At 56.9% G+C, this 18,488-nt stretch carries 17 protein-coding genes; 10 read left to right on the top strand and 7 right to left on the bottom strand.

The genetic code is table 11. From position 1 onward, the window contains the following. Positions 1-91 precede the first annotated feature (91 nt). Together sS8_RS07045 and sS8_RS07040 are read left to right on the top strand one after the other, a co-directional pair. Complete coding sequence (locus sS8_RS07045; RefSeq protein ID WP_170160981.1) at positions 92-1,240, top strand: PQQ-dependent sugar dehydrogenase; 1,149 nt, start codon at positions 92-94, stop codon at positions 1,238-1,240. A 62-nt stretch (positions 1,241-1,302) separates the two neighbouring features. Next, positions 1,303-1,878, top strand: a complete 576-nt coding sequence (locus sS8_RS07040; protein WP_170160980.1) for an NUDIX domain-containing protein — start codon at positions 1,303-1,305, stop codon at positions 1,876-1,878. Positions 1,879-1,884: 6 nt separating this feature from the next. Here the strand turns inward: sS8_RS07040 and sS8_RS07035 are convergent, their stop codons facing one another. From sS8_RS07035 to sS8_RS07020, 4 genes are read right to left on the bottom strand one after another with little or no spacing between them, the layout of a single operon-like run. Further along, a complete protein-coding gene (locus tag sS8_RS07035) occupies positions 1,885-2,397 on the bottom strand; it encodes an NUDIX hydrolase (protein WP_119629023.1) in 513 nt (170 codons plus the stop codon). A gap of 42 nt (positions 2,398-2,439) precedes the next feature. Then, positions 2,440-3,918 (bottom strand): efflux transporter outer membrane subunit, encoded by a 1,479-nt coding sequence (locus sS8_RS07030; protein ID WP_119629022.1) that lies wholly within the window; start codon positions 3,916-3,918, stop codon positions 2,440-2,442. A gap of 54 nt (positions 3,919-3,972) precedes the next feature. Then, positions 3,973-7,170: an efflux RND transporter permease subunit gene (locus sS8_RS07025; RefSeq protein ID WP_119629021.1), complete on the bottom strand. Its 3,198-nt coding sequence runs from the start codon at positions 7,168-7,170 to the stop codon at positions 3,973-3,975. 14 nt (positions 7,171-7,184) lie between these two features. After that, positions 7,185-8,207, bottom strand: a complete 1,023-nt coding sequence (locus sS8_RS07020; RefSeq protein ID WP_331852284.1) for an efflux RND transporter periplasmic adaptor subunit — start codon at positions 8,205-8,207, stop codon at positions 7,185-7,187. A gap of 371 nt (positions 8,208-8,578) precedes the next feature. Between sS8_RS07020 and sS8_RS07015 the strand changes: the two genes are divergently transcribed. Then, the gene (locus sS8_RS07015) at positions 8,579-9,217 is read left to right on the top strand and encodes a TetR/AcrR family transcriptional regulator (RefSeq protein WP_119629020.1); all 639 of its coding nucleotides are present in this window, start codon (positions 8,579-8,581) and stop codon (positions 9,215-9,217) included. A 117-nt stretch (positions 9,218-9,334) separates the two neighbouring features. Here the strand turns inward: sS8_RS07015 and sS8_RS07010 are convergent, their stop codons facing one another. Beyond that, the gene (locus sS8_RS07010; RefSeq protein WP_119629019.1) at positions 9,335-9,571 is read right to left on the bottom strand and encodes a hypothetical protein; all 237 of its coding nucleotides are present in this window, start codon (positions 9,569-9,571) and stop codon (positions 9,335-9,337) included. A 326-nt stretch (positions 9,572-9,897) separates the two neighbouring features. On the opposite strand from sS8_RS07010, the gene sS8_RS07005 reads away from it, so the two are divergent. Beyond that, entirely contained in the window at positions 9,898-10,263 is a 366-nt protein-coding gene (locus tag sS8_RS07005) for a hypothetical protein (RefSeq protein ID WP_119629018.1), read from the top strand. Positions 10,264-10,578: 315 nt separating this feature from the next. Here sS8_RS07005 and sS8_RS07000 read toward each other — a convergent pair whose 3' ends face one another. After that, positions 10,579-10,938, bottom strand: a complete 360-nt coding sequence (locus sS8_RS07000) for a YMGG-like glycine zipper-containing protein (protein WP_197716705.1) — start codon at positions 10,936-10,938, stop codon at positions 10,579-10,581. Between the two features lie 126 nt (positions 10,939-11,064). Next, entirely contained in the window at positions 11,065-12,567 is a 1,503-nt protein-coding gene (glpK, locus tag sS8_RS06995) for a glycerol kinase GlpK (RefSeq protein ID WP_119629017.1), read from the bottom strand. Positions 12,568-12,880: 313 nt separating this feature from the next. Between glpK and sS8_RS06990 the strand changes: the two genes are divergently transcribed. The 6 genes from sS8_RS06990 (at position 12,881) to sS8_RS06965 (ending at position 17,547) form a co-directional block, all read left to right on the top strand. Beyond that, positions 12,881-13,219 carry a cupredoxin domain-containing protein gene (locus tag sS8_RS06990; protein ID WP_119629016.1) on the top strand — a complete coding sequence of 113 codons (339 nt, stop codon included), beginning with the start codon at positions 12,881-12,883 and terminating at the stop codon, positions 13,217-13,219. An 18-nt stretch (positions 13,220-13,237) separates the two neighbouring features. After that, positions 13,238-14,062, top strand: a complete 825-nt coding sequence (locus sS8_RS06985) for an FTR1 family iron permease (protein WP_119629015.1) — start codon at positions 13,238-13,240, stop codon at positions 14,060-14,062. 81 nt (positions 14,063-14,143) lie between these two features. Further along, positions 14,144-15,280 carry an MlaE family ABC transporter permease gene (locus sS8_RS06980; protein ID WP_119629014.1) on the top strand — a complete coding sequence of 379 codons (1,137 nt, stop codon included), beginning with the start codon at positions 14,144-14,146 and terminating at the stop codon, positions 15,278-15,280. A gap of 20 nt (positions 15,281-15,300) precedes the next feature. Then, on the top strand, positions 15,301-16,047 hold the full coding sequence (locus sS8_RS06975) for an ABC transporter ATP-binding protein (RefSeq protein WP_232020548.1): 747 nt from the start codon (positions 15,301-15,303) through the stop codon (positions 16,045-16,047). 1 nt (position 16,048) lies between these two features. Next, positions 16,049-16,963: an MlaD family protein gene (locus sS8_RS06970; protein WP_119629012.1), complete on the top strand. Its 915-nt coding sequence runs from the start codon at positions 16,049-16,051 to the stop codon at positions 16,961-16,963. Beyond that, positions 16,960-17,547, top strand: a complete 588-nt coding sequence (locus sS8_RS06965; protein WP_145986439.1) for an ABC-type transport auxiliary lipoprotein family protein — start codon at positions 16,960-16,962, stop codon at positions 17,545-17,547. The genes sS8_RS06970 and sS8_RS06965 overlap by 4 nt, the downstream gene beginning before the upstream one ends. Positions 17,548-18,488 lie beyond the last annotated feature (941 nt).

Genomic DNA, 18,488 nt, shown 5'->3' with positions numbered 1-18,488 from the left:
ACTTGGGTTATTCAGGATCCGGGGGTGGGAAAGCTTAGGCTTAAGCAATCGACGCAACGCGCTTCGGATCGCGAGTCCATACGGAGGCACTGTGAAAATTGAAGCGAGCAGGATAAAGGACATCGGAATTCGCTTAGGTATCGTGGCGGCTATCGTTGCCGTCGGGTTCAGTACGGTTCGCTCGTTGCAGGGCGCGTACGAATCCGAGGGACAGCCGTTTTCGGTGGAAATCCTTGCCGAACAGGAAGACGTGGTCTGGGGTTTCGATTTTCTTCCGGACGGTCGAATCGTTTTTACGGAACGAGACGGGCAGTTGCGAATTCTTGATCCGGGAGCGAGGTCGGTGCAGACCGTGCAAGGTACGCCAGGGGTGGCTCGGGCCGGTCAAGGCGGCTTATTGGATGTGAGAGTCCATCCCGGGTTTAATGAAAACGGCTGGATTTATCTGACCTATTCGAAAACGGCGGATCAAGGAATGACCACGGCCCTCGGGCGCGGAAGGCTGGAGGGCTCGGAATTGAAGGATTTTCGGAAGCTGTTCAGTGCATGGCAGCCCAACCGGAACAACATTCATTTCGGCTCGCGCATAGAGTTCGATGGCTCCGGCAAGCTGTTCATCTCGGTAGGCGACCGGAACGAGCGGCATTTTGCACAGGATTTGCGCTACCACAATGGCAAGATCTTGCGCCTGAACGAGGATGGTAGCGTGCCCGGCGACAATCCGTTTGCGCAGAATCCCGATGCCCGACCCGAGATTTGGAGCTATGGTCATCGCAATCCGCAAGGTTTGGTGAAGCACCCGGTCACGGGCGAATTGTGGGAGAGCGAGTTCGGGCCCCGAGGCGGCGACGAAATCAATGTGATCCGTCCGGGGGCGAATTACGGATGGCCGGTGATTACCTATGGACGCGAGTATTGGGGACCGAAAATAGGCGAAGGTACCGAAAAAGCCGGTATGGAACAGCCGATCGCGTATTACGTGCCGTCCATTTCCCCCTCCGGAATCGCTTTTTATTCCGGGGACGCTTTCCCGAGGTGGAGAGGAAGTCTGTTCGTGGCCAATTTGAGCGGACAGCACCTGCGGCGCCTGGTGATAGACGAGAACAGCAAGGTCGTTAAGGAAGAAGAATTGCTGGATGACCTGAGAATGCATTTTCGCCATGTAAGGCCGGGGCCGGAAGGCTATCTTTATTTTTCCACCGACGACGGCAAAATCGCCCGCCTGGTGCCTAACCTTTAACGAAAAGTCCCCGTCTGTCGCGGATGGATGCAAACGGAGTATCGTTCAACATCGAAGAAGCCATGAAACTACAGAATTCTGAGGGTTTGTCATTCGGTGATCTCGACCCCGGCCCGGGACCGTACGACGCTTTTCGGTTTTGTCCCCGATGCGGCTGCGAATGTTTGAGCGTGCGGGAACAGCGCGCGATTCGATGCGGGCGTTGCGGCTTCCAGTTCTTCTTCAATACCAGCGCGGCGGCGGGTGCGTTCGTCTTCCATCAAGATCGGCTGATTCTATGCGTGCGGGCGAGGGATCCGGCAAAAGGCAAGCTCGATCTTCCAGGCGGGTTCATCGAATTCAACGAAACCGTGGAAGACTCGTTGCGCCGCGAGATCTCCGAAGAGTTGAACATCGAAACGACTAATTATCGCTACCTGAGCAGCGCGCCGAACGATTACCTATACGGTGGCGTGCTTTACAAAGTCACGGACATATTTTTTGTCTGTGATGCACCTGAAATCCACGCCTTGAAGGCGGCCGATGATGTGGCCGATTATCGGCTGGTGTCTGCCGGCGACATCGAGCCGGAAGAACTGGCATTCAACTCGACGAGGCTGGCTTTGGTAAAGCTCAAGGCGTGGCTGGATAGCGCCTGAGGACGGCTAGCGCAGAGCTTCGATATCGCGATAGGTTTGCCAAATCCGGCGAAACGACGTTGTCAGTCCGATTCCGGGTCCCCTGACCCAGCCATCCAGATCCTTGCATGCAAACCATCGGCACTCCTCGATTTCCCGAGGGTCGGGCCGCAGCGTGCCGGAGTGGACTACGCGATAAACCTGAACAAACTCCCATCCGGTATGCGCGGAAGCCGGCAGCTTGAACAAGAATGGCAGAGGCGAACGGCTCGTGATTCCAAGCTCTTCGCTCAGTTCCCGGGCTGCGCAGTCGTCATAGCTTTCGCCCCAGTCCACGTGGCCGGCGGCGGAGGTATCCCAAAGCCCCGGATTAATGTCTTTGGTCCTCGAGCGCTTTTGCAGAAGTATGTCCTCAGCTTCGCTGAAAACCAGGATATGCACTGCCCGATGGCGTAAACCCAGGCGATGCACTTCGCCGCGGGCACGAGGGCCGAGAACGCGATCATGCTCGTCGACTTCGCAGAGCAATTCGTCTTTCATTGCCGGTTTGCTCCAAAGGCTGGCGGTAGGCGGAAGTATGTACTAGCGCGTCGAGGCGGGAAGCGTCGCCACGGAATTTTCGCCGGGTTCATAGACTTCCCAACCGCCGCCCAGCGCTTTATAGAGCGCTATCAGGCTGGTTGCCGTGACCGTCTGGCTTTGGGCCAGTTGTTCCTGGTCGAGCAGCAGGCGGCGTTCGGCGTCCAACACGGTGAGGAAATCCGAAATGCCGTCTTCGAAACGTAAATGCGCGAGTTCATGCGCCCGCTCGCTGGCTGTCGCCGCGGAAGCGAGCAAGGCTCGGCGGGCACGGTTCCGATTGTAATTGACGAGTGCGTTTTCGGTTTCCTCGAGCGCGTTCAGCACGGTTTGTTCATAATTCGCGAGCCTGGCTTCCGCGCTGGCGTCCGCCGCCCTGATGCGGGCTCGGACCCGTCCGAGATCGAGAAACGCCCAGGAGATGCGCGGTCCCGCCGAGAAAGCCTCGGTGCCGGAGGCGCCGAGCCCGGCAAGTGTGCGGGACTCCAAGGCGATAGTGCCGTTGAAGGTTACCCTGGGGAAAAGATCGGCCGTGGCGACGCCGATGCGGGCGGTCGCCGCAGCCAGATTACGCTCGGCAACGCGGATATCCGGGCGGCGCCGCATGAGATCAGCGGGCGCGCCGATCTGGATCGTTTCCGGAATCGTCGGCATCGGGGCGGGCGGGGACAAGTTATTCGAGAGCGAGTCCGGAAGCTGGCCGACGAGCACGCCGAGGCGATGAATGGTCTCCCGGATTCGGCTCTGAATCGGCGGAATCGTCGCCAGAGTCGAATCGAGTTGGGCCTTTGCTCGGGAGGTATCCAGCTCAGTGCCGCGACCGGCTTCAAGTCTGGCTTGCGTCAATTCCAGGGTCGCCGCCTGGTTGTCGGCGTTTTTCTGTGCAACATCCAATTGGTTTTGCAGTCCGCGCAGTTCGAAATAATTGAGCGCCACTTCCGAAATGACGCTGACCAGGAGGTCGCGCAGGTCGGCCTCCGCGGCCTCGACTTCAGCGTCGCGCGCTTCGACACTGCGCCGTATCCGACCAAAGAAATCCACTTCCCAAAAGGCATCGAATCCGACGTTGAAGAGTTCCAGCTCTCGGGGTGCGAAGGTCCGACGGTTCATGGCGTCGAAACTTCGCTTCTGTGTCGTGTAATTGGCGTGGCTGGTGATGGTCGGAAGAAGGTCCAGCCCGGCTTCCAGATATAGCGCGCGGGCGACTCGAAGATTCGCTTCGGCTGCCTTGAGATCCAGGTTACTGTTCACCGCCCGGTCGATCAGCTGTGACAGTAACGGATCATTGAACTGCTTCCACCACGCCACTTCGATACCGTCACGCTTGAATTCAGGGAGCACGGCATGGGCGAATTGTGCGCCCGGGGCAACCTCCGGTTTGGAATAATCGGGACCGACCGCACAGGCGGAGAGAAGTGCAAGGAGTGTCAACGCGACGGCATGGCGTGCGCGGGAGGGCGCAGTCGCGGAGCAACTGCGCATTGCAAATTGTTGGAGCCGAAGAGCATCACGAGGTTTAGGCATATCGTCGCGAAATTAGGTTTGATTGTTCGGCGTGGTTTGAATCCCGGCCTTCCCGGGGTCTTCAGGGGGCTGCTGGCGGCGTTCGGCGAACTTGCGTATGACCACGTAGAACACCGGCGTGAGCAGCAGACCGAAGAAGGTAACCCCGAGCATCCCGCTGAATACCGCGGTTCCGAGTATCCGCCGGTTTTCCGCGCCGGCTCCGGTGGACACCACTAGCGGAGACACGCCGAGAATGAAGGCAAAGGAGGTCATCAAGATCGGACGAAGGCGCAGCCGCGCGGCTTCGATAGCGGCTTGGTATCGGTCTCTGCCGGCATCCTGAAGATTGCGGGCGAATTCGACGATCAGAATCGCGTTCTTGCTGGCCAGTCCGACCAGTACGATAAATCCGACCTGGGTGAAGATATTGTTATCCATGCCGCGTAGCCAGATGCCGACCATCGAGCTCAGGAGACATGTGGGAACGATGAGAATGACGGCGAAGGGCAGCGACCAGCTTTCGTATTGCGCGGCCAGTGCGAGAAATACGAAGATCACGCTCAGGGGAAATATGATCATGGCCGTATTGCCGGCCAGGATCTGCTGCAGGCTGAGTTCGGTCCATTCATAGCCCATCGTCAGCGGAAGCTCTCGGTTCGCCACCTGTTCCATGAGGGCGATGGCCTGGCCCGAACTAACGCCGGCCAGGGTGCTGCCGTTGATTTCGGCCGAGGGATACATGTTGTAATGGGCTACTTTGTCCGGGCCGACAGTCTCGCGAACGTCGACCAGGGTGCCGAGAGGAACCATGTCGCCGTTCAGATTCCGAGTCTTGAGATTAGCGATATCCGAGGGTCTCAGTCTAAACATCGAGTCGGCCTGTGCCGTAACCTGATAGGTTCTGCCGAAGCGATTGAAATCATTGACATAAAGCGAACCGAGATAAATCTGAAGCGTCTGAAAGACGTTGCTCAGCGGAACATCGTACGACTTGGCCTGGGTTCGGTTTATATCGACGTATATCTGTGGCGCATTGGCCCGGAAGGTCGTGAACAGGCCAACCAGTCCGGGCTGCTCGTTGCCTTTGGCGATGATTTCGTTCGCCACCCGCTGCAGCTCCTCGGGGCCCACGTTGGCGCGGTCCTGGATCTGCAGCTTGAAGCCGCCCACCGAGCTGAGGCCGCGGACCGGCGGCGGTGAGAACACGGCAATCTGCGCGTCCTCGATCACGGAGAGATTTTCTCGCAGTTTCGCGATGATCGAGTCCGCCGAGAGTTCCGGATGCCCCGCGCGGTCTTCGAAGGGCGTGAGACGGGCGAACATGGTGCCGGCGTTCGACTGGCGGCCTCCGGCGAGCAGCGAGAATCCGGCGTATGCGTTCACGTGAGCGACGCCCTCGGTCTTGAGGATGATATCGGTGGAGCGCTCGATGACCGCGTCGGTGCGTTCCAGCGAGGCGGCGTCCGGGAGCTGCGCGTATAGAATGAGATAGCCCTGGTCCTGCTGCGGAATGAATCCGCTCGGCACCTTCGCGAAAGCGAGAAAGTTAAAGCCGTTGAGCGCCACGTAAAGCAGCAGGACCATGCCTGTGATGCGGATCAGCCGGCCGACCAGCCGCGAGTAGCCCTCGCTGAAGGCGCTGAAGAATCGATTGAAACCGCGGAAAAACCATCCGAAGAGGCGATCGGTCAAGCGCGTGAACCAATCTTTGTCCCCGTGCGCGCGGTCCAGAAGGACGGCGCAGAGCGCCGGGCTCAGCGTAAGCGAATTGAATGTGGAAATGACCGTGGATACGGATACAGTCAGAGCGAACTGCTTGTAAAACGCCCCGGAAACGCCGGTGATGAAGGCGGTCGGCACGAAAACCGCGACCAATACCAGGGATGTCGCGATAATCGGGCCGACCACTTCTTCCATGGCTATACGGGTCGCTTCCCGTGCCCTGAGGCCGAGCGCAATGTTCCGCTCCACGTTTTCGACCACGACGATGGCGTCGTCCACGACGATGCCGATGGCGAGGACCAGTCCGAACAGAGAAAGCGTGTTCAGAGACAGTCCCATGGCGGCCATGACGGCGAAGGTGCCGATGAGGGATACGGGTACCGCCAGCAACGGGATGATCGTGGCCCGCCAGTTCTGGAGGAACACCAACACCACGACCACGACCAGCAGGATGGCCTCGAAGAGTGTCTGAACGACCGCGATGATGGACTGCGTCACGAACACCACGGTGTCATAAACGAGGAGGTAGTCGAGCCCTTCGGGGAAGCGCTGCTTGAGTCTTTCCATGGCTTCCACCACCGCCTCTTTGGTTTCGATCGCGTTGGAGCCCGGCAACTGGAAAATGGCGATGCCGACCGTCGGCGTACCGTCGAGCTTGAGCGACGAGCTGTAGTCCTTTGCTCCGAGTTCGATTCTTGCAACGTCCTTGAGTCGTGTTATCTGTCCGTCCTTTCCGGTTTTGATGACGATGTCGCCGAATTGGGATTCGTCCAACAAGCGTCCCATGGTGGTCACGGTGAGCTGGAAATCGATCCCGCCCGGTGTGGGCGGCTGCCCGACCACGCCGGCGGCGACCTGGATGTTTTGTTCGCGGATTGCCTGAACGACATCGGTGGCTGTCAGGTTGCGGGCTGCGACCTTTTCCGGGTCCAGCCAAACCCTCATGCTGTATTCCCGTTCGCCGAACAGGACGATGTCGCCGACGCCCGGCAGCCGGGCGAGCACATCCCGGATCTGCAGCAGAGCGTAATTGCTGAGATAAACGGAATCGTAGCGTCCGTCGGGCGAAATCAAGTTCACCACCAGGCTCAAGTCGGGGCTGCGCTTGCGCACGGTAATCCCCTGTCGTCGCACTTCTTCCGGCAGTTTCGGTTCGGCCAGAGTCAGCCGGTTCTGTACCAGCACTTGCGACTTATCGAGATCGGTTCCCGGCTTGAACGTGATGGTCAGGCGCATGACCCCATCGTTGGTGGACTGCGACGACATGTACAACATATCTTCGACGCCGTTGATCTCCTGCTCGATGGGCGTCGCCACCGTTTCGGCCAATACCTGGGCATTCGCGCCCGGATAGGTTGCGCTGACCTGAATGGTGGGCGGCGCGATCTCGGGGTATTGCGCGATGGAAAGGGAAAAGGCCGCGAGTCCGCCAACCAGAACGATCAGAATGGAAAGAACCGACGCGAAGATAGGACGGTCGATGAAAAAATGAGTGAATTTCGTCATGTTCGGAGACGTGTCTACGATGAACTGCCGTCGGTTCCCGCGAGGGGGATTCGCTCCGCTTCAATCCTGGTGTCGGGACGTAACTTGTGAATGCCTTCGATGACCACCCAGTCGCCGGGCTGCAGCCCTTCCGAGATTACTCGCATCCGGCCGGTTGCGGCACCGGGCACGATCCGGCGGTATTCGACCGAGCCGTCGTCTTTGGCGATCCAGACGAATTTCTGTCCCTGGTCGGTGCCGATCGCCCTTTCGGGGATCAGGAGACCCTGATAAGGTGCGCTTCCCGGCACGCGAAGGCGGGCGAAGAATCCGGGACTCAGAAGTTCGTTGGGATTATCGAAAACGCCTCTGGCGCGCAAAGTCCCAGTGTTGGGATCCATACGCGGCTCGATGTAATCGATATAACCGACATGGACAAACTCGGCTTCATCGAGAAGCGCCAGTTTTGCCGGAATCCGCGTTTCGCGGGCGTTGCTTCGTTTGCCGGCCTCGGCCAGACGTCTGTACTTGAGAACGGCTCGTTCGTCAGCGTCGACATACACATAAATGGGGTCGACCGACACGATAATTGTCAGCAAGGTTCCACCGCCCCCGCCGCCGCTCACCAAATTGCCCGGGGTGACGAGCTCGCGTCCGATGCGTCCGCTGATCGGGGCTCGAATTTCCGTGAATTCAAGGTTCAGTCGGGCCGTTTGGGCGGCCGCTTCGGCCGAACGAACGGCCGCCGAGGCCTCGCGCTGGCCCTTGCTGCGAGTGTCGTATTCTTCTTCGGAAATGGCCTTGGCCCGCCTCAGATGCTCGGCACGCTGCAAGTCGTTCTTTGCCAGTTCGAGTCTAGCCTTGGCCCGCTCGAGCTCGCCTACCGCGCGATTCAGTTCAGCCCGGTAAGGGCGCGGATCGATGACAAACAGCAGGTCACCTTTTTTGACCTTATCGCCGGCTTTGAAATTTACCTTATCCAGGTAGCCGTCTACTCTTGCTCTGACCTCCACGGTCTCGATCGCTTCGATACGCCCCGCCCCGTGTATTCGTCCCATTCCAACACTTCCTTTTGCAGCGGTTGTGCGATTTTCACTTTCGGCGCCGGCATCTGCTCGTCTGCGGCCTGATTCTCAGAAGGCTTGGTGCAGCCGAGGAGTTGCATGAGCAGTACCGCGTACAGGCTTATCCATGCTGCGGTCCGCCGAAGGGTAAGGTTGGAGGCCGTCAGGGATCGAGAATTGTGGGGTTGATTTGAAAAGTGCGAAGCTTTAGCCGCTGCAAACGAAACTGGCATAGGTGTGGCGTATCAAGAAGGAACAAAATAGAAGTAGCGACACGGTACCAAAGAAAAAGGTAAGATATCTTTTCATTATTCTCGCCAAACTGAACGGCGGTGTCCAATTAAATTGACTAAAAACAATACGTGATGAACCGTATCGGCCGGCCGCGGAAGGGTGAATCTGCCATCCGCCGCGACCAACTCTTGGATCATGCGCTTCGATTGTTCGTGGAACGGGGCTACGGCAATGTGAGTCTGGAAACGATCGCCCGGGAAGCTCGCGTTTCGCTTCGTACGATCTACCGCCATTTCGGCGGAAAAGCGGATCTCTTCGGAGCGGTCATTCGCCACTACAGCGACCTGCTGGCCGCTACGTTGCCTTTGGATCAAGCGCTGGCCAGACCCTTGGAAGAAACGCTCGTCGCCTTCGGGACGCATTTTATTTCTTGCTTTTCACGTCCCGAGATCGTTCGCTTGCGGGCGCAATTGATTGCCGAGGCCCATCAGTTTCCCGAACTCGCAGCGGAATTTTATGAGCAAGGCCCTCAGCGGACCTTGGAACGGCTCGCAGCGTTTTTCGCAGTGCACCAAGAGGCGGGGCGATTGGTGGCCATGGATCCGACCTTCTTGGCAGGACAGTTCATAAGCGCGCTGCGCGGTGAACGGTTTCAGCGCCAACAACTTGGCCTGGAGGGCGCGCCGACCGATAGGGAGGTAGAGAAGTGGGCGAAACAAACCGTGAGATTGTTCTTGCAGGGCTGTCTAAGCCGGACGATCATTGGATGACTGTGCCGGTAGCGATGGGGATTCGCTTCTAACCCTCGTGCTTGCCCGGAAATTCGAATAAAAATAAAGCTGCTTTTTCAAGCAGCTCGAAGAGGGGGGAGGTAAGGAAATTCGAAATCAAAAATAGGTTCGGTAGTGCTCGGTTCTGGAGCTCGTCTTTCCATATTCCGCCAGCGCGTAGGCTTTGAGAAGTTTCATCGCACTGTGCTCGCCATACCATAACCCCGTCATCGGATCTTGCCATTCGATCCGATAGCAGCCGGTGTTGGAGAGTTTCCGCCGTTTCCACCCGCATCCCCAGAGCATGAAGATCGTTAAGCAGCGTTCCAGTCGAGCATTTACGGACGTTTTCATGAGCGTACCCTCACATTGACGATGGTGAAGACGACTTCCGGCATTTGACAGTCATCCCGATTTCCGGCGAGGGATGATCCCGCCGATAAAATTCACGCTTGGTTTTTCTAAAGCATGAATGATGCCATCACTTCAAGACCTCGGTTTGCTCGAAAACGGCTAATAATGCCGGGCAGTTTTGCAATTTATTGCGCGAATGGTGCGCATCAAGAAGCTACTGCACCAAAATATGGCTTTTTCCGCGTTTCAGACTCAAGCTAATCATGCGTTTCCGGCAAGGCCGGAAATACGTTGACTGGTTCTATTTTGGGAAACTTTGATGGGCTATGCTCGATCAGTTTGTTGTGTTAACGCGTGATTTTGACGACAAAGGGGTGAGCATCGTGAGAAAGACAATTATTTTCGGCGGAACCTTGATGGCGGTTTCAGCGATAGGTTTGGCGACTGACGACAATAGGTATCCAGCCTATGATTTTCAGCCAAGTGTGATCGTTCCGGCGCCTGAAGAGGGCGGGGGCGTTCCGTCGAAGGAGGTTGGCACACAGCGGGATGCGAAGTATCCGGCAGCTTATTTCGAGCCGACAGTGATCATACCGGCGTCCGAAGAGGCGACTAAGGAGGAAGCTCCGCAACCGGACCCTCGTTATCCGGCCTATCACTTCGAACCGAAAGTCATTTATCAGGAGAAGTAAGCAGCCGTTAGGGCGCCTGGCATAGCGGAGATCACGGTTTCATGTATCTGAAGCGGGTACGCCGGTCGCCGGCGTACCCATCACGCCGGGTTTGAATCGCGATCCGGACGATTTAAGGAAGCTCCGATTAAATCTCCAATTCGGAGAAGCGACCTGTGCAACGGACTGATCTAACAGGCCATCACCCAACCCAATCACTCCGCACATTCCCTGTGCGGAGCCGCAAGCGGCGCTCACGCGTGCAAATCGGCCTCGCCGCGTTGCGCCTTGCCCTGCCGATTTGTCCCAGAGGGAATGGGCTTATTCAGGGCTTCCTTAATACTGGTAAGGATAAGTCCGTGGCTGCTGCGTTGCGGACTGGGACGGATAGTAAGGGTCGTTGTAGTTGTTGTAATTGGGGTGGCGATTGTAGTAGGAATCGCGTTTTTTCTTCTGATCCATATAATAGCCGGCCGCACCTCCGACCATGGCTCCCACGGCGCCGCCCACGAGTGCTCCCCGTCCGCCGTCGTCCGCGGCGTGTCCGAGCAGGGCGCCCCCGGCCGCGCCGATTGCGGCGCCGGTGACCGTATTGCGATAAGCATAATCGTTATGGCCGTGATATCCGGTAGATGCGCAGCCGGTAAGTGTGATGGTAAGGCTCAGGACCATCAATCCTAATTTCAGATCGTTCACGGGATTCGCTCCTTTTTCTAACAACGTGAGTTTAGTATTGATCGGGTTTCCTGAACGGAGCCTGAATCAGTTGGTTGGTAGAGGTGCCGGCCGCGGAACTCTAGGATGGGGTCTCGTGAATGTCTTTTAAACTTGATCGAGCCAGCCGAAGGTGTGCTTGACGGCCTTGTTCCAACCGGAATAGAGATAATCCCGAGTTTCTCGTGCCATTCGCGGTTGCCATTCCTTGTCTTTTCTCCAGAGGCCGCGGAGTTCGCCGATATCGGCCCAAAAGCCGACAGCGAGACCGGCGGCATAGGCTGCCCCGAGTGCGGTCGTTTCGGTTACGATCGGGCGCGCAATCGGAATGCCGAGGATATCCGATAGGAACTGCATCAGCGTCTCATTGACGACCATGCCTCCGTCCACTTTGAGGAGATCCAGATCCATGCCCGTTTCCTGCCGCATTGCATCAACGATGTCGCGAGTCTGGTAGGCGGTGGCTTCCAGTGCCGCCCGCGCAAAGTGGCCTTTATCCGCATAAGGGGTCAACCCGATGATGATGCCCCGTGCGTCGCTGCGCCAATAGGGCGCGAACAGGCCGGAGAAGGCCGGAACGATGTAAATGCCACCGTTGTCCTCGACGCTATTGGCGAGATCTTCGACCTCCGCCGCGGTCTTAATGAGTCCCAGATTGTCCCTGAGCCACTGGACGAGGGCTCCGGCGTAGGCAATGGAACCTTCGAGGGCGAAGACCGGGGGCGTGTCGCCGAGCTGGTACGCCACCGTGGTAATGAGCCCGTGGCGGGAGTGCACCGGGTTCGAGCCGGTATTCAACAGCAGGAAGCATCCGGTTCCGTACGTGTTTTTTGCCTCCCCTCGGTCGAATCCGGTTTGTCCGAATAAGGCAGCCTGCTGATCGCCCAGAATGCCCGCTACGGGGACGCCGGCGAGGACCCCGGTTGCGAGGCCATAGATTTCGGATGAAGAATGGATAGCCGGCAGGGCAGCGGGCGGTACGTTCATGGCGGCGAGAAGATCGTCGTCCCAGGCCAGGGTCTCGATATTCATCAACAAGGTCCGCGAGGCATTGGTTGCGTCGGTGACATGGACGCCGCCGTTGACGCCACCGGTGAGATTCCAGACCAGCCAGCTGTCGATCGTTCCACACAGCAATTCGCCACGCTCTGCCTTTATCCGGGCGCCTTCGATATTTTCCAGCAGCCATTGAAGCTTGGGCCCCGAAAAATAGGTGGCGATCGGCAGTCCGGTTCGTACGCGAAATCTATCCCGTCCCCCTTCCAGGGAAAGTTGGTCGCAGATTTCGACGCTGCGCGTATCCTGCCAAACGATGGCCGGATATATCGGATTCCCCGTGGATTGATCCCAGGCAACGAGTGTTTCGCGCTGGTTGGTTACTGCGAGAGCGGCAATATCTCCGGTTTCTGTCTTTGCTTCCTGCAAGGCTTTCGACACGACCGTTTGAACGTTCTGCCAAATTTCAAGCGGATCATGTTCGACCCAACCGGGCCTTGGATAAAACTGCCGATGCTCCATCTGAGTCATGGCTCCGGCCCGTCCGGCATGATCAAATAGGATGCAGCGTGTACTGGTGGTGCCTTGATCGATGACGGCTATGTAACGGGACATGGTGTGTTTCCCAAAAGTTACGGGATTGCAGGAAGTCCGGCATGACGCCTTCTCCTCCACGGTTTACCTATCACGTCATCAAAATTCGGGCAAGCCCGCCACTAGCAAATCCGCACGCGAGAGAGGCCAGATATGTGAAACTGTGCCGGCTTTATGGACCGCCATAGTCATGTTTAAAAGCGGAGCGATTAGGAATGCGTGTCCGTTTGCCTAATCAATTGATAAGAATTATCATTTGGCTTTTCCGACATAAAACCGTAAAATTTTTGCGGTTAGCCTTTTTTGTCATGACATCGTGAGAGGACCGAACACTATGCAGAACAGGATTTACTCGGGCCGGTTTATTGTATTAAGCGCATTATTAATGGTTTGCGGCTCGGTTTCCGCGGCCGAGAACTATACGCTGACCATCAAGGAACATCGTTTTGAACCGGAAGAGCTCGAGGTGCCTGCAGGCAGGAAGATCAAGCTCATCGTGAAAAATGAAGATTCCACGCCTGAGGAATTCGAAAGCCGATCTTTGAAAAGGGAAAAGATCATTCCCGGCAAGAGTCAGGCAACCATTTTCGTCGGTCCGCTCGATCCGGGCACGTATGATTTTTTTGGTGAATTTCATGAAGAATCCGCTAAGGGGCGGATCCTGGCAAAATAGCGTGGTCGCACTCCGAACATGTTAGCCACTGCAATCATAGTATTCCGAGAAGTCATCGAAGCCGCTCTGGTGATCAGTATCGTCATGGCAGCCAGCCGCGGCGTTCCCGCTCGCGGTTGGTGGATATGGGGCGGCGTCGGGGGTGGATTGATAGCCGCCTGCGTCGTCGCGGTATTTGCCGATACTCTCGCGGAGGCGGCGTCGGGCGTGGGACAGGATCTTTTTAACGCGGCCGTGTTGTTCACTGCCGTCGCGATGCTGGGCTGGCACAATATCTGGATGCAGCGCCACGGTCGGGAACTCGCTCGGGAGATGAATCAGGTAGGCAAAGCCGTGGTTTCGGGCGAGCGGCCGCTCTATGCTCTGGCGATCGTCGTGGGGCTCGCGGTGCTGCGAGAAGGATCGGAAGTCGTTCTGTTCTTGTATGGAATTGCTTCGGCGGATGAAAGTAGTGCGGGGTCCATGCTGACGGGAGGAGTCATCGGCATATCATTCGGTACGGCCGTGGGCCTGGCGATATATTACGGTTTACTGCGCATTCCCACCCGGCATCTTTTCAGGGCCACCAGCTGGCTTATACTGTTCTTGGCCGCCGGACTGGCTTCACAGGGGGCGGCATATCTGGTGCAAGCCGACCTTCTTCCGCCCCTGGGGCGAGAGGTGTGGAATACATCCGATTGGCTGTCGGAGGACAGTCTGATCGGTCAAATTTTGCATACCCTCGTCGGCTACGTATCGCGCCCCGATGGCGTACAAATTCTGTTTTATCTTGCAACGATAGCCATTATCGCCAGCTTGATGCGCTTATTCGGCGACGAGCCGGCACGTCCCGTAGGGCACTGACGGAGACCACCGAATCCGCAACGGCTGGAAAAACCGGCCGCAGCCTTGTCGGCAGTCGCGAAAGACGGTTGAATACCGGTTATGGCACAGCAGTCGCCCGATAAGCCGTTTACGCCATCTATAGAGAGAGCGACGGTATCCGGTCATAACATTCTCACGCTAAAGGGCGGCTGGAATGTGCGGGGTCTGGCCACGGAGGAAGCGCGGCTCGCTGAATTGATTCACGGTTTTGTCGGGGACGACGAAAGCGAATGGGACATTCGTGAAGTCACCGCCTTGGATAGTGCCGGGGCCTTCTTGCTTTGGCGCGCCTGGGGAGGCCGGTTGCCACGGAAGGTTTACTTGCGTCCCGAGCAGGAGTCGACCTTTACGCGCCTGCAGAATCGGCCCGCAAAATTTTCCGAGCCGATGGATCGGCAAACAAAACCCATCGGCGAGCGCATCGGTCTACTTTTTTCCAGTACGGCCGAACATTTCAAGGCGCTGGTGTCAATGCTCGGGCAGTTGATATTGGATGTGGGGCGAGTGCTCAGGCATCCCCGGGACATACCGTTGCGGGAGATTTCAGCGGCCATTCATGAGACCGGCGGTCGTGCCTTGGGCATTACCGCCCTGGTCGGTTTTCTCATAGGAATCGTGGTCAGCTATCTCTCTTCGCTGCAACTGCAAACTTTCGGCGCACAAATTTATATCGTCAACATACTCGGCTTGAGCATTATCCGGGAGCTCGGTCCGCTGCTCGCCGCCATTCTCGTGGCGGGCCGTTCGGGGTCGGCCATGACCGCGCGTATCGGTGTGATGCGGGTCACCCAGGAATTGGATGCGCTTGAAGCACTGGGCATTTCCCGTTCCTTACGTCTGATTTTTCCGAAAGTCCTCGCCTTGACAATAGCTCTGCCGCTACTGGTCGTCTGGACTGACGCGATCGCCCTGGTCGGAGGCGCGATCGCCGCTCACTTCGAACTGGGGGTCGGGTATTATCAATTCTTTATGAACTTGCCCGACGCAGTGCCCGTGTCCAATTTCGCCATCGGCTTCGGCAAGGGTGCGGTGTTCGGACTGTTCATCGCACTCCTGGCCTGCCATTTCGGCATGCGCATAGAACCGAACACCGAAAGCCTGGGAAACGAAACCACGCGCTCGGTGGTCGCATCCATAACCCTGGTCATCCTGATCGACGCCGTGTTCGCGATCCTGTTCCGCAACGTAGGTCTGTGATGGGCGATTCCGTTATTCGAATGGAACACATTTGGACCTGTTTCGGGAAAAACGTGGTGCATCGTGATGTCAGTCTATCCTTGGAGAAAGGGGAAATTTTCGGTCTGGTCGGCGGCTCGGGTAGCGGCAAAACGGTACTGATGCGAGAAATGATCGGTCTACAGGAGCCGACTCGCGGCAAAGTCTTTTTGTTCGGCGAATGTCTGCAAGACGCAGCGGCCGGCCGCCACCAGCAGCTCCGTAACCGTTGCGGCGTGCTGTTTCAGAGCGGGGCGCTATTCAGCGCTCTGAGTGTTTTCGAAAACATCGCTTTCCCGGTGCGCGAGGTGGGCCGTTTCGACGAAGAACTCATCGCTCATCTGGTGCGCATGAAGCTCCTCATGGTGGGATTGACCGAACATGCCGCCACCTTGATGCCGGCCGAACTGTCCGGCGGCATGATCAAACGCGTCGCCTTGGCGCGGGCACTGGTCATGGAGCCGGAATTGCTGTTTCTCGACGAGCCGACATCAGGTCTCGATCCGGTGTTGAGCGAGGAATTCGTCGATCTTCTGGGGGGGCTGCATGCCGAGCTCGGCTTTACCGTCGTCATGGTGACTCACGACTTGGATACGATCAAAGATTTGTGCACCAAGGTCGGCGTGCTGGCCGAGCAGCGCCTGGTCGTATGCGGTTCGGTCAGGGAAGCCCTGGCTTCCGAGCATCCTTTTGCCCGTCATTATTTTCACGGGAAGCGCGGCAATCGCGTTTTCGAAGGCACCGATTGATATGGGCAGAGAGTCCTACGCGTTTCTGACCGGGTTGTTCGTCATCATTCTGGGTGCGGCCTCGATCATCGCCGCCCTGTGGTTGGGTAATTATGGCGAGGAGTACAAGAGCTATTACGTCGTAACCCAGGGCTCGGTATCCGGGCTCAACCCCGAGTCCACCGTTCTTTTTCGCGGCGTGAATGCCGGCAAGGTTTCTTCTATCGGTTTCGATCCGCAAGATCGCCGAAACATACTCGTTCGGATCGAACTAATGAGAGATCTTCCGATCACCCATGGTACGTTTGCCATGCTCCGCGTACAGGCGTTGACCGGCTTGGCTCAAGTGGAGTTGTACGATAACGGTGATCAGCCGGAGCCTTTGCCGACGGACCCTGACGATCCCGCTCGCATTCCGCTGCGTCCTTCGCTGTTCGATAAGCTTACCGAGTCCGGTCAAGACATTCTTACGCAGATTGGCATGCTGGCGAATCGGCTGAACAGTCTGCTGAACGAGGGAAATCGTGAGCGGATTCAGCGTATCCTGGAGTCGGTTGCGGGTGCTGCCGAACAACTGGCTACTTTGGAGGAAAGCATGGATGAAATGCTGGCTGAAATGCCCGCTCTGACCAACGAGGCGCAGCGGATGATGGCGGGGATAACCCGCCTTACCGGAGAATTGGAAACGACCGTCAAAGAGATTCGAGGCCTCACGAGGAGCACGGAAGACGTTATCGCCGCTGGCAGTTCTGCAGGGGAAACGGTGATGCAAACGACCCTGCCGAAGATAAACGCCTTGCTCGACGAGACCCGCTCGATTGCCGTCAACATGAGAAATCTATCCGACATGCTGAGAGACGACCCGCGAATTCTTCTACTCGGACCGCCCAAGCAAGTGCCGGGACCGGGGGAGCCGGGCTTCACGGAGCCGAAATGAAGAGTTTTGTTGTTGCAGGATTGTCGGCGTTGCTGTTGACCGTCTCCGGTTGTAGCTTCACGCCTGAAAAATCGCCTACGCCCAGACTTCATGATTTGGGACCTTTGCCGAGCGGCGCGGAATACTTGCCGATGCCGTGGTCGGCAGTGGACGTGACCGCGCCGGAGTGGCTCAAGAACGACCGGATTCACTACAGGCTGGTTTATTCCGATTCCACGCGCGTGGGTGTTTACACGCTGGACCGCTGGGTTGCGCCGCCGTCCGAGTTGCTGGCACTACGGTTTGGCACTTCCGGAGATGGCGGGCCGTTGCGGGTTCGGATCGAACTTCAGGCGTTTGAGCAGATTTTCGAGCAACCCGATAGCGCCAAGGCCGTGATGCGTTTTCGTGTTTCCGTTCATGAGCTCCGGAGTAGAAACCGTTTGGCGGAACGAACATTTGAGCTCAGCACAATTTCGCCGAGTCCCGATGCCGCCGGTGCCGTGGTGTCTCTGGCAGACTTGGCCGATGATGCCATAGAGAGGGTAAGGCTCTGGATCGAGGGAACGGATCTGGTTAACGAGCCTTCCGCCAGGCCTCGTTGAGCGACGCCACTCGAGATTCCGTTCGCATTCGACCAATCGTCATTGAGCGGTGTTTTTTGTCGCGATTTTTCTCGTAAGTCTGAAAAAGGGCTCTCAAGGTCACAAGCACACTGTATCGAAGTGATCATTTTGGGAAACATTGAGGATACAGTAAGAGCATTTAATTCCTGAGTGATGCAGTAGGAAATTAGCGATCACTTCTATTCGAATGTAAATATGTTGCAGATTTTGAAAGAAAAAATTGAGAGAGTGTTACCGAAGTGCAGCGTCGGCAAAAAAGTGTGGACACACAAATTTTTTTCTTTAGACTGTGCCCCAGCTTTACGGAGGAAGCGCGAAAACATTGAGTCGTCAAAGAGGAGGAAAGGCCCCTTGAGGGTCGATATAACTACAATAAAAGCACAAATAAGTTGCGTCGCTATTGGTTAGCCGACGTATTACGCAACAACAACAACAATAATGATATTGCCCGCGTCAAGCGGGCTTTTTTTTTGCCTACGCCGCGGCCAAAAAAAAAGCGACCACAAGGGTCGCCAAGAGGAGGAGAACTTTTGGCCGGACTCAATCGAGGATCGGACTAAATCACACCAAGTTCTATTGAGGTTGGTATAAAGTATACAGACTTATAACAGCTCATTGTATAAGAAATTCTTATGATCTAAATAGCTCTCGGTTATTATCGGCTGGAAAATAATGTGTCGAATAACATACGCCCAGTACCGGACTCGCGGTTTTACTTCAGCGGAGCGTCATTCCTGCAGGGAAGGGGCATTCGGGCGCTCCCCGGATGACCGTTTGCAATTGAAAGTATAGCTCCGGAGCTGCACGATGCAGATTTGGAGATCGCGATGCCGGACGCGGTAGCCGGCAGGGGCAAGTGGGGCGGTTTCGATCAGCTCAAGCGTGTTAACCGTGGACTAAGCCATCCTTGGCGTATCCGC

The organism is Methylocaldum marinum (assembly GCF_003584645.1).
GTDB lineage: Bacteria > Pseudomonadota > Gammaproteobacteria > Methylococcales > Methylococcaceae > Methylocaldum > Methylocaldum marinum.
Note: the sequence above shows the minus strand (reverse complement) of the source record. Positions and strands in the feature narration are given on the sequence as shown.

Bases quoted from the DNA above. Each gene is read 5' to 3' on its own strand.
- sS8_RS07040 (WP_170160980.1), top strand. From the start codon at position 1,303: ATGAAACTACAGAATTCTGAGGGTTTGTCATTCGGTGATCTCGACCCC.
- sS8_RS07035 (WP_119629023.1), bottom strand. From the start codon at position 2,397: ATGAAAGACGAATTGCTCTGCGAAGTCGACGAGCATGATCGCGTTCTC.
- sS8_RS07030 (WP_119629022.1), bottom strand. From the start codon at position 3,918: ATGCGCAGTTGCTCCGCGACTGCGCCCTCCCGCGCACGCCATGCCGTC.
- sS8_RS07025 (WP_119629021.1), bottom strand. From the start codon at position 7,170: ATGACGAAATTCACTCATTTTTTCATCGACCGTCCTATCTTCGCGTCG.
- sS8_RS07020 (WP_331852284.1), bottom strand. From the start codon at position 8,207: ATGGGACGAATACACGGGGCGGGGCGTATCGAAGCGATCGAGACCGTG.
- sS8_RS07015 (WP_119629020.1), top strand. From the start codon at position 8,579: ATGAACCGTATCGGCCGGCCGCGGAAGGGTGAATCTGCCATCCGCCGC.
- sS8_RS07010 (WP_119629019.1), bottom strand. From the start codon at position 9,571: ATGAAAACGTCCGTAAATGCTCGACTGGAACGCTGCTTAACGATCTTC.
- sS8_RS07005 (WP_119629018.1), top strand. From the start codon at position 9,898: ATGCTCGATCAGTTTGTTGTGTTAACGCGTGATTTTGACGACAAAGGG.
- glpK (WP_119629017.1), bottom strand. From the start codon at position 12,567: ATGTCCCGTTACATAGCCGTCATCGATCAAGGCACCACCAGTACACGC.
- sS8_RS06990 (WP_119629016.1), top strand. From the start codon at position 12,881: ATGCAGAACAGGATTTACTCGGGCCGGTTTATTGTATTAAGCGCATTA.
- sS8_RS06985 (WP_119629015.1), top strand. From the start codon at position 13,238: ATGTTAGCCACTGCAATCATAGTATTCCGAGAAGTCATCGAAGCCGCT.
- sS8_RS06980 (WP_119629014.1), top strand. From the start codon at position 14,144: ATGGCACAGCAGTCGCCCGATAAGCCGTTTACGCCATCTATAGAGAGA.
- sS8_RS06975 (WP_232020548.1), top strand. From the start codon at position 15,301: ATGGAACACATTTGGACCTGTTTCGGGAAAAACGTGGTGCATCGTGAT.
- sS8_RS06970 (WP_119629012.1), top strand. From the start codon at position 16,049: ATGGGCAGAGAGTCCTACGCGTTTCTGACCGGGTTGTTCGTCATCATT.
- sS8_RS06965 (WP_145986439.1), top strand. From the start codon at position 16,960: ATGAAGAGTTTTGTTGTTGCAGGATTGTCGGCGTTGCTGTTGACCGTC.